Annotated in this window: 14 protein-coding genes and 1 tRNA gene; 11 read left to right on the top strand and 4 right to left on the bottom strand. The window is 63.8% G+C overall.

Going from position 1 to position 11,980, the window contains the following annotated elements; translation table 11 throughout:
- Positions 1-13: 13 nt before the first annotated feature.
- Together ACMGE0_RS07640 and ACMGE0_RS07635 are read left to right on the top strand one after the other, a co-directional pair.
- Positions 14-226, top strand: coding sequence for a DUF2842 domain-containing protein (locus ACMGE0_RS07640; RefSeq protein WP_436815271.1), 213 nt, complete (start codon positions 14-16; stop codon positions 224-226).
- A 104-nt stretch (positions 227-330) separates the two neighbouring features.
- A complete protein-coding gene (locus ACMGE0_RS07635; RefSeq protein WP_436815270.1) occupies positions 331-1,575 on the top strand; it encodes a GNAT family N-acetyltransferase in 1,245 nt (414 codons plus the stop codon).
- A gap of 6 nt (positions 1,576-1,581) precedes the next feature.
- On the opposite strand, the gene ACMGE0_RS07630 is transcribed toward ACMGE0_RS07635, so the two are convergent.
- Positions 1,582-3,819 carry a GumC family protein gene (locus tag ACMGE0_RS07630; RefSeq protein WP_436815269.1) on the bottom strand — a complete coding sequence of 746 codons (2,238 nt, stop codon included), beginning with the start codon at positions 3,817-3,819 and terminating at the stop codon, positions 1,582-1,584.
- Between the two features lie 183 nt (positions 3,820-4,002).
- Between ACMGE0_RS07630 and ACMGE0_RS07625 the strand changes: the two genes are divergently transcribed.
- The 9 genes from ACMGE0_RS07625 (at position 4,003) to ACMGE0_RS07585 (ending at position 10,205) form a co-directional block, all read left to right on the top strand.
- A complete protein-coding gene (locus ACMGE0_RS07625; protein WP_436815268.1) occupies positions 4,003-4,587 on the top strand; it encodes a polysaccharide biosynthesis/export family protein in 585 nt (194 codons plus the stop codon).
- A gap of 6 nt (positions 4,588-4,593) precedes the next feature.
- Positions 4,594-5,754, top strand: coding sequence for a glycosyltransferase family 4 protein (locus ACMGE0_RS07620; RefSeq protein ID WP_436815267.1), 1,161 nt, complete (start codon positions 4,594-4,596; stop codon positions 5,752-5,754).
- A gap of 81 nt (positions 5,755-5,835) precedes the next feature.
- Positions 5,836-7,389, top strand: coding sequence for an undecaprenyl-phosphate glucose phosphotransferase (locus ACMGE0_RS07615; protein ID WP_436815266.1), 1,554 nt, complete (start codon positions 5,836-5,838; stop codon positions 7,387-7,389).
- On the top strand, positions 7,386-8,645 hold the full coding sequence (locus ACMGE0_RS07610; RefSeq protein ID WP_436815265.1) for an O-antigen ligase family protein: 1,260 nt from the start codon (positions 7,386-7,388) through the stop codon (positions 8,643-8,645). Before ACMGE0_RS07615 ends, ACMGE0_RS07610 begins: the two co-directional genes overlap by 4 nt.
- A 31-nt stretch (positions 8,646-8,676) precedes the next feature.
- Positions 8,677-8,973 (top strand): DNA-binding protein, encoded by a 297-nt coding sequence (locus ACMGE0_RS07605; RefSeq protein WP_436815264.1) that lies wholly within the window; start codon positions 8,677-8,679, stop codon positions 8,971-8,973.
- An 81-nt stretch (positions 8,974-9,054) separates the two neighbouring features.
- The gene (locus ACMGE0_RS07600; protein ID WP_436815263.1) at positions 9,055-9,204 is read left to right on the top strand and encodes a hypothetical protein; all 150 of its coding nucleotides are present in this window, start codon (positions 9,055-9,057) and stop codon (positions 9,202-9,204) included.
- A gap of 99 nt (positions 9,205-9,303) precedes the next feature.
- Positions 9,304-9,492 (top strand): hypothetical protein, encoded by a 189-nt coding sequence (locus ACMGE0_RS07595; RefSeq protein ID WP_085422997.1) that lies wholly within the window; start codon positions 9,304-9,306, stop codon positions 9,490-9,492.
- Positions 9,493-9,668: 176 nt separating this feature from the next.
- On the top strand, positions 9,669-9,992 hold the full coding sequence (locus ACMGE0_RS07590; RefSeq protein ID WP_436815262.1) for a hypothetical protein: 324 nt from the start codon (positions 9,669-9,671) through the stop codon (positions 9,990-9,992).
- A 136-nt stretch (positions 9,993-10,128) separates the two neighbouring features.
- Positions 10,129-10,205, top strand: a tRNA-Pro gene (locus tag ACMGE0_RS07585).
- A 125-nt stretch (positions 10,206-10,330) separates the two neighbouring features.
- Here the strand turns inward: ACMGE0_RS07585 and ACMGE0_RS07580 are convergent.
- The 3 genes from ACMGE0_RS07580 to ACMGE0_RS07570 form a co-directional block, all read right to left on the bottom strand.
- Positions 10,331-10,813, bottom strand: coding sequence for a BA14K family protein (locus ACMGE0_RS07580; protein ID WP_436815261.1), 483 nt, complete (start codon positions 10,811-10,813; stop codon positions 10,331-10,333).
- A gap of 114 nt (positions 10,814-10,927) precedes the next feature.
- Complete coding sequence (locus tag ACMGE0_RS07575; protein ID WP_436815260.1) at positions 10,928-11,464, bottom strand: MerR family transcriptional regulator; 537 nt, start codon at positions 11,462-11,464, stop codon at positions 10,928-10,930.
- Between the two features lie 158 nt (positions 11,465-11,622).
- Complete coding sequence (locus ACMGE0_RS07570; protein WP_085422993.1) at positions 11,623-11,961, bottom strand: integration host factor subunit alpha; 339 nt, start codon at positions 11,959-11,961, stop codon at positions 11,623-11,625.
- Positions 11,962-11,980: the final 19 nt, after the last annotated feature.

Raw genomic sequence — 11,980 nt, 5'->3', positions numbered from 1 at the left:
AGGAGAAGGCATTTTGGTCCCGCGTTTGAGAAGTTTCATCGGCACCATTCTGATCATCGTCCTGGTGATCGTCTATGCGCTCGCCGCCACGACCGTCGCGACGCTGCTTCTCGCCACCTCGCCCTGGTGGGTGCATTTCCTCTATTTCCTGCTTTCCGGCCTCATCTGGATCCTGCCGGCCATGCTGATCATCAAATGGATGGCCGGGCCGAAACCGAAGGGCTGAGCTTTACCGGCGATTAACCAGCCACGGCGGTTTCGCCGAATATAAACCGATTGTTGGCGTCTTCGCCCCATCCTGCCGGCAGAACGGCAGATGCGGGCGAAGCCATGCAGCGGAAGATCAAGCACGAGGAAGCGATCGTCGAGACGCCCGGCGAGCCGACCGGCGCGGAAGCGGTCCGCTTCTCCGCGCTGATGATTGCCGTCGCAAGCGATCCGCGCACCGCCGAAAGCGAATGGCGCCGGCTCGAAAATTTCGCGATCAACTCGCTGCATCAGGGTTTCGGCTGGTGCCTCGGCTGGACCGAAGCGCACGGACGCGAGTTTGCGATCGTTCAAGGCATTGCGAAGGGCCGCACGCTTCTCATCCTGCCCCTTGAAATCGTCCTGGAAAAAGGCGTGAAGATCGCCCGTTTTCCCGGCGACCGCTTCAACAACATCAATACCGGCCTTTTCGATCCAGACCTTGCGGCACCGGATGCGGAAGAACTCCTAAACTTCGCCTATGCGCTGAGGATCGCGCTCAAGGACAGGGCCGATCTCGTCGTGCTCGACAATATCCCGCTCCGCTGGCGCGGCCTGCGGCATCCGCTCACCGAACTGGCGACGATCGAGAACCAGAACCGCTCCTTCCAGCTTCCGCTCTTTGCCGATTTCGAGGCGACGATCGCCCAGCTCAACGCCAAGAGCCGCCGCAAGAAGTTCCGCTCTTCCAGCCGCAAGATCGAGGCGATCGGCGGCTACGAGTATATCGTCCCGAGGGGGCATGACGAGAAGCATGCCCTTCTCGACCTCTTCTTCCGCCAAAAGGGCGAGCGGCTGCGCCTGTTCGGCCTGCCGGACGTCTTCCAGCCCCGGGAGATACGCGATTTCTTCCACCGGCTTCTCGACGTTCCGACGGAAGGCAGCGATACGCCGCTCGTCCTGCATGCCATCCGGCTCCGCGGCGAGCACGAGGGGCATATCCCGGCGATCGCCGGCCTGTCGCGCAAGGGCGGCCACGTCATCTGCCAGTTCAGCTCGATCGACGAGACGGTCTGCCCGGAGGCAAGCCCCGGCGAGCTCCTCTTCTGGCTGACGATCGAACGATCCTGCCGCGAGGGCGCCGCGATCTTCGACTTCGGCATCGGCGACCAGCCCTACAAGCGCAACTGGTGCAGCCAGGAAACCGTGCAGCACGATATCCTGCTGCCGCTGACATGGAAGGGTTCGATGGCGCGCCCCCTGCTGATCGGCATGACCAGGGCAAAGGCCGCGATCAAGCGCAATCCGGATCTCTATTCGGCGCTCCAGCGCTGGCGGGCCGGCCAATCTCTCAAGAAACCGGAGACGGTCACTTCCGATAGCGGCTGACCGGCCTCAAGCCGCGCGGCGGCGGCCCGGGCGCGGCGAGCGCCGGTCGCCGGCTTCCGTCATGATCAGCACGTTGCGGTATCCGGCCGCTTCGAAATCCGTCACCAGCGTCGCCACGTCCTCATCCTTGAAGCCCGGCATCGACAGGACGATCTCGGCCATTTCGTTCCGCGTCAGGCGCGAAATGCCGGAAATCTCGGCCGGGCCGCATTCGATCAGAACGAGGTCGTAGGCATCCGCCAGCGCGTCGATGATCATCGTCAGACGATCGACGCCGCGCATGGCCTGGGCGGGATCGGACACGCCGTGCGGAATGATATGGGCGCCGGAAAGACGGTCCGGATGGATCGCGTCGCCGAAGGCCGTCTCGCCGCAGAGGAGATCGGTGATGCCCGGCAGTCTGGGATTGTCCGCCATCAGGCGCGTCGGGCAGGCCGAGCCGGTCATGTCGACCAGCACGACGGTCCGGCCGCGTCCGGCGATCTCGCGGGCGAGCATGACGCTGGTGGTCGAACCCTCGTCGCCGCCCGGCGAGATGCCGATCGCCACCGGAATGCCATGGCGCTGGAGGTAATGGGCAACGGAAGCGATCGTGAAAGCCTGGTCGCCGGTTGCGGCCACATCCCGTTCCTCGACCGGCCGGGCAGGAGTTTCCTCAGCCGCCTCCTTGGGCTCGGAAGGTGTGGCCGCGGCCGTCTCCTCCTCGCGCGCCGGTTCCGGGGTGTTGAACCGGGCGGCCTCGGCCTGCATCCGATGGACCGGCAGCGGCGCTGCGTCGTTGCCGGCGGGAACCGCAGGTGCCGGGGCGGCCTCGTCCTCGACCTCACGCTCGACATCCCGTACGCCCGACGGACGCAGCGCCCGGCCGGAGAAGAGCTCGACGACCATGACCATCAGGCAACCGAGGATGAAGGTCGCGAGCGACACGACGACGACGATCGGGACGATCTTCGGGAAATAGGGTTCGGAGGGCTCGACGGCACGCGAGACGACGCGGGCATCGGCGGGGCTGGAATTGCTCTCGATACGGGAGGTCGCCTCGCGGTAACGGGCGAGATAGGTTTCGAGGAGCTGGCGCTGCGCCGCCGCTTCGCGTTCGAGCGCGCGCAGGCCCACTTCCTCTTCGCCCGCTTTGGCGGAATCGGCCTTCAGCCCGTTGAGCTGGGCCATGAGCTGCCGCTCGCGCAGGCGCGACACCTCCGCCTCGTTGTCGAGGCTCGCGAGGATCTTCTTCGTTTCGCTGCCGATCTGCTGGCGGATGCCGGAAAGCTGGGCGCGCAGGCCTTTCAGCCGCGGATGGCCCTCAAGCAATTGCGTGGACTGATCCGATATCTGGGCCTGGAGGTTGGCTTCGGCCTCCTTGAGACGCTGGATCACCTGCGAACCGACCACGTCGGCCAGCGTATCGGAGGCGCGGCCGGCTTCTAGCCCGGCGCGGACGTTTTCGGCGCGCGCCTCGGCATTCGCCCGCTCCGCCCGCACGCGAGCAAGCTCGGTGGAAATGTCGTTGAGCTGCTGGGCCGAGAAACTGTTGGTCTCGGTCGTCTGGAAGAGGCCGTTGGAGGAGCGGTAGTCCGCCACCTTCCTTTCCGCCTCCTGGACCTTCTGGGTCAGGGTGGCGATTTCCGGCTCGAGCCATTTGGCTGTCTCGGAATGGGTATCGAGCTTGGCGCCGCTCTGGATCTCCAGATAGACCTCCGACATCTTGTTCGGAATGTCGGCGGCGAGCTTCGGATCGTGCGAGGAGAACTCGATCGCGATGACGCGGGAATTCTCCACCGGATAGACTTCGAGCTTGTCGCGGAATTCCTGGATCACCCGATCCTCCGGATCGAGCATCATCGGGTCCTGCTTGAGGCCGATCAGCACCAGCGGGTCGGGGAGGAAGGACTGCGCGGCCGGGTCGAATTCCTTGAGTTTGGCAAGGCCGAGCTCGCGGGCCACGCGCTTGATCAGGTCGGTCGACTGCAGGACCTGCGCCTGGCTGGTGATGTTGAGCGCGTCGAGGACCGGATCGTTGGCCTGCGGCGCGCCCTCGCCTCCGGTCAGGTTGGGCGAGCGGGATTCGATCAGAAGCCGCGTCTCGCCCCTATAGCTCGGCGTCATCAGGCTGGTTGCGGCGAGAGCGGCGGCGGCGGCGATAACCGTCACGCCGATGATCCTCGCCTTGCGTTCCCAGACCGCCGAAACAATCCGCCCGACGTCGATATCCACGTCCTGGTTGCCGCCGTTTACGCCTGACATGATACGCTCCAACTGATCGGTTTCGGCGAATGGTAAAGGATCATGGTAACGCGAGGGTTAATGCGCCCCGAATGCCGGCGATACATGAGGAAAACATAAAATTCTCCGCATCTTTACCGGGCATTAACCCTAACGGATCGATAACGGGCGCAGATGCTGGAATAGCCGGAGCCCTACGCGCAAATGTCCTTCGCCCAATCCAAACACGTGCTGGCCAAACACGTGCTGGCGCTTGCACTTGCCGCAACGGCGCTTGGCGGCTGCACAAGCAATGCGCCGGCGCCGAAAAGCTTTCAGGAAGCGACGATCCAGCCCTACCGGCTCGATAGCGGCGACCGGCTGCGCATCAGCGTCTTCGACCAGCCCGGCCTCACCAATACCTATACGGTCGATCAGGCCGGCTACGTCGCCTTCCCGCTGATCGGCCAGGTCGCCGCCCGCGGCCAGACCCTCCCGGCGCTGGAAGGCGCGATCGCCGCACGCCTCCGCCAAGGTTATCTCCGCGATCCCGACGTGACGATCGAAGTCGACCGCTACCGGCCCGTCTTCGTCATGGGCGAAGTGGGTCGGCCGGGGCAATATTCCTACGTCCCCGGCATGACCGCCCAGAATGCCGTCGCGATCGCCGGAGGGTTCACCTCCCGCGGCAACCGGCGCGATGTCGACGTCACCCGCAAGATCAACGGCCAGGTGATCACGGGCCGCACCGCGGTCTCCGCGCCGGTTCTGGCAGGGGATACGATCTACGTCCGCGAGCGGCTTTTCTGAGGGATTATGTCGGAGAACGCTCCCCTGCGGATACTCCACTGTTTCCGGTCCCCTGTCGGCGGAATCTTCCGCCATGTGCGCGATCTGGTCGAAGAGCACCGCGCAGCCGGCCACGAGGTCGGCATCCTGTGCGACAGTTCGACCGGCGGAGCGCACGAGGACCGGCTGTTCGACAGCGTCAGACCGCAGCTTTCGCTCGGCCTCACCCGCATTCCGATACGCCGCGCTATCGCCCCCTCGGATTTCGCCGCCATCTACCGGAGCTACAAACATATCAAAAGCTTGCAGCCGGACATTCTGCACGGGCATGGCGCCAAGGGCGGCGTCCTTGCCCGGCTGATCGGCTCAGCCCTGCGGGTCAACAGGTATCGCGTAGCCCGCCTCTATTCCCCGCATGGCGGCAGCCTGCATTTCGACCGGGCGAGCCTCTCCGGGCAGGCGGTTCTCCGCCTCGAACGCTTCCAGGAGCATTTCGGCGACGGTCTCGTCTTCGTCTGCGATTACGAGCGGCGCACCTACGAGGCCAAGGTCGGAAAACCGCGCGCCGTCAGCCGGGTCATCTACAACGGCATCAAGGACGCCGAGTTCGAGACGATCGAAGCCGGCCGGGAGGCGCCGCATTTCCTCTATATCGGCATGCTGCGCGACCTCAAGGGCCCCGACGTCTTCATCGACGCCTTCGCCCGCACCGAACGCGCCGTCGGACACCCGCTTTCGGCGCTGATGGTCGGCGACGGTCCGGACCGCGACCGCTACGAGGCGATGATGGCGGAGCACGGCCTCGGGCGCCGCATCGAGATGCGGCCCGCCATGCCGGCGCGCGAGGCCTTCGCTCTTGCAAAGTTCGTCGTCGTGCCCTCCCGCGCCGAGGCCATGCCCTATATCGTGCTTGAGGCGCTTGCGGCCGGCAAGGCGGTGATCGCCTCGCGGGTCGGCGGCATTCCGGAAGTGCTGGGAGAGACGAGCGCGGCGCTCGCCAATCCCGGCGATGCGGGCGATCTTTCCCGCATCATGACGCAAGCCGTCACCACGCCCGGCTGGAAGGATCAGGTGATGCCGAAGCCGGAGGCCTTCAAGGCGGTCTTCTCCGCCTCGGTCATGGGCCGCGACATGCTCGACCTGTACCGGAATCTGCTGGTCACGGCCGCCGCGCCCGGCCGTCCCTAAAGGCTTCCTTCACCTCTTTCTGTTAGGTGTTCCAAATACTTCCAGTTCCGTCGGAGCATGGGACGCCAGAGGAATCGGTCGATGAACCAGCCGAACAAGTCCGAACAGTTCGATGTCGAGGATCTTCGCAGGAAGGTCGCGGAAATCCGCGCCGGCGAAGAGAAGCAGGCCCCGGCAAGCGCCACGACGCTCAATCCTCTCGCCCGGCAGATCGCCGAGCAGTTCCGCGACGACAGCACGTCGCCCGCCATACTGATCGGCCAGTTCCGGCTGCTCGAACTTGCCGCCCTGCTTGCGATCGGCCTCCTCATCGGCGCGCTGATGGCGCCGGCCGAAGCCGGCGGCTTCCTCGCCCGCTTCGCCCTGATCGCCGCCGGATCGACCCTTACCGTCCTGCTCCTGCAGATCGCGGACGCCTATCAGATCCCGTCGCTGCGCGGCGCCAACCGGGCCGTCAGGCGTGTCCTCACCGGCTGGACGATCGGTTTTCTGGCGACGGCCGCTGCCCTTTACCTGACCGAATCCCGCCCCTACTCCCTTGCCGCCCTTCTCGTCTGGTTCGTTGCCGGCGCCGGCTTCCTCTTCCTCGAACGGCAGCTCACCGCCTTCGCCATCCGCAACTGGGCCCGCAACGGCGTGATGGAGCGCCGCGCCGTGATCGTCGGCGGGGGGGAGCCCGCCAAACAGCTCGTCCGCCAGCTCGAAGCACAGCCCGACAACGACATCCGCATCTGCGGCATCTTCGACGACCGCAACAGCGAGCGCTCGCCGACCGTCGTCGCGGGCTATCCGAAGCTCGGCACTTTTGCCGAGCTCGTGGAATTCGCCCGTCTCGCCCGCATCGACATGCTGATCATCGCGCTGCCGGCGAGCGCCGAACAGCGCATCCTCCAACTTCTGCGCAAACTCTGGGTGCTGCCGGTCGATATCCGCCTCGCCGCCCATGCGAACCGCCTCCGCTTCCGCCCCCGCTCCTATTCGCATGTCGGCGCGGTGCCGATGTTCGACATTTTCGACAAGCCGATCCGCGACTGGGATTCGGTCGCCAAGCGCGTCTTCGACATCGTCTTCTCCGTCATCGCGATCGCGCTGCTCTGGCCGGTCATGCTGGGAGCGGCGGTGGCCGTGAAGACCACGTCCAAAGGCCCCGTCCTCTTCCGCCAGAAGCGCCACGGCTTCAACAACGAGGTGATCGAGGTCCTGAAGTTCCGCTCCATGTACACGAACATGGGTGATCAGACCGCGATCAAGGCCGTCACCAAAGGCGATCCGCGTGTGACCCCGGTCGGCCGCTTCCTGCGCAAGTCCTCGGTCGACGAGCTGCCGCAGCTCTTCAACGTGCTACGCGGCCAGCTTTCCCTGGTCGGCCCGCGCCCGCATGCCGTGCATGCCCAGACCGGCGACCGCAAGTATGTCGACGTGGTCGAGAGCTACTTCGCCCGCCACCGCGTCAAGCCCGGCGTCACCGGCTGGGCGCAGATCAACGGGCTTCGCGGCGAGCTCGACAGCGACGAGAAGATCCGCGCCCGCACGGCCTATGACCTCGACTATATCGAGAACTGGTCTCTCCTCTTCGACCTCAAGATCCTGTTCCTGACGCCGATCCGGCTGCTCAACACGGACAACGCCTATTGAGTTCGCTCGCCCACGAACATCCGGAACGGCTCGGCAGCCGGTTGGCCGCGCTAAGGCTCGCCGGCTCCGGCATGATCGCCTTCGGGGTCTTCCTCTCCGGCTTCGTCATGTCCGAGCCCGCGCCCTACGAACTGATCATGGTGGGCCAGGTCGCGATCTGGTTCCTGCTGGGCCTGAAGATATCCCGCACCGTCGCATCGCTGCTCGTCCTGCTCATGATCTTCAACCTGAGCGGCCTCACCACCATGTTCGTCATGAAGGACATGAGCGGCGCGCCGATATATTTCGCCGTCTCGATCTTCCTGGCGCTGAGCTCGGTCTTCTATGCGGCCGTCATCGAGGACGACCACCGGCGGCTCACCCTCATCTTCAAGGCCTGGGTTGCGGCGGCGATCATCACCGCCCTGCTCGGCATTGCCGGCTATTTCAACGCATTTCCGGGCGCGCATGTGTTCACCCGCTACGACCGCGCCATGGGCGCCTTCCAGGACCCCAACGTCTTCGGCCCCTATCTCGTGGCACCCCTCCTCTATCTCCTTCACCGCCTGCTGACCGGGCCGCTCATCAGGACGCCGCTTCTGATCCTCGGCATCCTGGTTTTGGCCTTCGGCATCTTCCTGTCCTTCTCGCGCGCGGCCTGGGGCCTCCTCGTCTTCGGCGGCGCGGCGCTCGTCGTCATCATGCTGCTGAAGGAACGGACGACCGCCTTCCGCTTCAAGATCCTGGCGATCGCGATCGGGGCCGCGCTCTTCCTGGTGCTCGTGCTCGCCGTCGCGCTGCAATTCCCGCAGGTTTCCGACCTCTTCACGAACCGCGCCCGGCTGGTGCAGGAATATGACGGGGCGCGCCTCGGCCGCTTCGAGCGCCACAAGATCGGCTTCCTCATGGCCATGGAGCGGCCGCTCGGCCTCGGGCCGATGACCTTCGGCAAGATGTTCGGCGAGGACGAGCACAATATATGGCTGAAGACGCTCACCACCTACGGCTGGCTGGGTGCCGTGACCTATCAGATCATGATCTGGACGACGCTCTGGTTCGGTTTCCGCTACATGCTGCGCGAGCGCCCCTGGCAGCCCTATCTGATGGTCGCCTGGGTTATGATCCTCGGCCACGCGATCATCGGCAACGTCATCGATACCGACCACTGGCGGCATTTCTACCTGCTGCTCGGCATCGTCTGGGGCTGCGCGGCCCTCGAACACCGCCATCGGCGATCGCAGGCCGTGCACCGCCGGCCGGCCCCGGCGCGGACTTGACTTCCGGCCCCCGCCGCTCCAGATCAAACCCATGCTGACAGCATCTCAATTGCGCGCCGCACGCGCCATGACGGGAATGACGGTGGAGGAACTCGCCGCCGTTTCGGGCCTTTCCAGATCCGCCATCGAAGAAGCCGAGGCCGCCAAGGCCTTCGCAGGCGCCGAGGTCTCGGACCGCCTGCGCGCCATCTTCGAATCGAGAGGCATCCTCTTCCTCGGCGCCGGCGACGGCGACGATCCCGGCGCGGGCCCCGGCGTGAGGCTGCGCCAAAGGTCCCATGACGAAGGCATCCGCCCGCAGAACCTCAACGCCGCGAACGACGACTGATCTCCAATTGCATCCGGCAACGGTGGGAACTCTTTGACTTCCCATGCGTTTTCCTGCCGTTCAATCCTGCAGGGGGCATGCATGACACGCAGCAACAATCTCTATCTCATCATCGGTGCTCTGATCCTGGTCATCGTCGGGCTCGGCTTTTACGTCTACCGGGAAGAAACAAAGCCCGAAGGCGTGCAGATCAGCATCGGTGAGAACGGTATAAAGGTCGAGGAAAACTGAGAATTACTTAGAGTATAATTTTAACGATAAAGGCGCAGAATTTGATGGAACAAAAATTCACCATGTGAGTTCAGGTTCGGATGGAGAAAGAGGGTTCTCATGACAACGCATCTGAAAGCCGGGGAAATCGAGAACAAGGGTGCGAAGAAGGTCTGGAGCGTGGCCGAATTCGCCAAGCGCTACCGCCTCGACAAGGCGGAGGAAGCCCGCCTCCTGAAGCTTCTCGGGCCGTTCGCCTCCCAGCAGGAACTTCTGATGAACGCCAGCCGCGCCCCGCGCTTCCGCTGAGCATTGACAGCAAGATTGCCAGTATACCGACGCACTTTTCTTTCCAAGGAGAGCTCTGAGCAATTTTGAGCTGCTTTTACTTTCGGCTTTCGTTTCGCGGAACCTTTATCGCCTCCTGCAGTTGGTTTCACAGGGACCAGACCGCGCCCTTCGTTATAGGGCGCAAGGAGGAAACAATGACCAAGATACTTTCCAGAGTGGGCCTTTCGACCGCCCTACTGCTTGGCGCCTTTGGCGCCTTGTCCATCGCTCCAGCGTCTGCCCAAGACATCCAGCTCCGCATCGGTCCGGACGGCATTCGGCCGGAATTACGCGATCGGGATCGTGACTATCGTGGCGGCTGCAGCCCGGGCGAAGCGCGCGCCGCGGCTCGCGACGAGGGCTTTCGCCGTCCGGAAGTCGTTCGCGTGACAGATCGCAGCGTGACCGTCGAAGGCTGGACGAGAAACGGCCCCGACCGTATCCGTTTCGCCAATCGTCGCGGCTGCCCGGAGATCTGATCGTCCCGACTGAGCCCCGCCCCTGAGCGGGGATTTTCTTGAAGCATCATGACCGCGGCAACGCGCATTCGGGATTTTTTCCCTTGCACCCGGGATGGCATGCCAGTATGGAAGGCGTGCTTCGCACGAAGCTGGTCGGGGCGTAGCGCAGCCCGGTAGCGCACTTGACTGGGGGTCAAGGGGTCGCTGGTTCAAGTCCAGTCGCCCCGACCATCTAATCCCCTTGAAATCTCAGTCAGATCAATTGCCTGCTCGGCCGGGCCTTTTCTCCAAACACAACTTACCCGCCCCACCGGATTGGGCAGGGCGGGCTTATCGCCTTCAATACGGCCTCGCTCTCAATAGGGCGAGTAGCACTGCCGGCGCGGGCCGCCATAGGGCTGATAGGTATTGTCATAGGCCCTGTAGGAACGGTACCGCGAATAGCACCAGCTCACATGCGAATTGCCGCCCACGTAACGGCGCGGCGGAGCGTAGCGGGGCTGCGCCAGTGCGCCGCCGATGATGGCGCCGGCGGCCAGGCCGCCGATGATCGCCCCGACATTGGGACCGCGATCATAACGCCGGTAGTAGCGATGTCCGTAGTACCGGTCGCGATAGTAACCGCGGCGGGGACCATAATACCGGTCGCGATAATAGCGGCGGCGTTCCCACCGGTCCCGGCCGCGCAACTGGGGGCCATCGCGCCAATATTGGACATTCTGCACTTGCTGGGGCGCTTCGATCTTCGGGGCGCTGATAGACGGGAACGCCTGGGCCGGCGCTATGCCGCTAAAAGCCGTCACCAAAGACAACACGACGACGGTGATCTTTTTTCTCATAACTCACCTCCTCTGATGCTTTCTATGAGGAAATGATCCTCCTTTGCATCTGAACCAGAGGTGAATGGTAAATTGCGCGTAACGTTCCCGGAAGCCGATATTTTTTAGATACCTCTAACGCACCTGGTCGAGCAGGCGCTTGCATTCGAGAAGATCGAACAGCGCCTCCTGCAGCAGCGCGCGGTCCTCCTTGCCGACGCTCGACTTGCCGACCGACACTTCCGGAACGTCGTCGTCATGCGAGGAGCCGAAGCCGAAGAAACGGCCGCTCGGCTTCACCTTGGGGCGCCCGACGATCTGGTCCTCCTCGGCGGACGAAACCTTCGGCTCGACCTGCTTCTCGCTGTTCGCCGCCATGATCGCTTCCATGGTGGCGAGGTCGCCCGAGGCGATCGCAGCGACGAACTTGTTTCCGTTCGTCTTCAGAAGCTTCTGGACGCCCTTGATCGTATAGCCATGGTCATAGAGCAGGTGGCGGATGCCCTTCAGCAGGTCGACGTCTTCCGGGCGGTAATAGCGCCGCCCGCCGCCGCGCTTCATCGGCCGGATCTGCGGAAACCGCGTCTCCCAGAAACGCAACACATGCTGCGGCAGGTCGAGATCGTCGGCGACCTCGCTGATCGTTCGAAAGGCGTCCGGGCTCTTCTCCAAGTATCACACTCCAAACAGCGAACGGCCGATTCCCCATGGCGACAGGCGTCCAGTCTTCGACGCATGCGACGATTATGCGACGAATCGGACATATCTCAACGGTTTAAGCCGGAAGATTCAAGTATGTTCACAAGATTGGAGAAGGGCCGCAGCCCATTTCAGGCGACCGGGCTTGCCGGTTTCTGCTTCGCCTTGCGTGCCGTATGCGCCTTCAGGATGCGATTCTTCAGCACGTTGGATGCCTTGAAAGTCATGACCCGCCGCGGCGAAATGGGCACTTCCTCGCCGGTTTTGGGGTTGCGGCCGATCCGCTCGTTCTTCGAGCGCACCTGGAATGTTGCGAAGGAGGAGAGCTTGACGACCTCGCCCCGCACGATGGCGTTGCAGATCTCGTCGATGACCGTCTCGACGAGCTCGGCCGATTCGGTCCGCGAAAGCCCGACCTTGCGGAATACCGATTCCGCCAGATCCGCTCGTGTTACTGTCTTGCCGGCCATGATCCCCGCCCAATTTCCG

Source organism: Neorhizobium descurainiae, from assembly GCF_051400715.1.
In the GTDB taxonomy this organism is placed as follows: domain Bacteria; phylum Pseudomonadota; class Alphaproteobacteria; order Rhizobiales; family Rhizobiaceae; genus Neorhizobium.
Note: the sequence above shows the minus strand (reverse complement) of the source record. Positions and strands in the feature narration are given on the sequence as shown.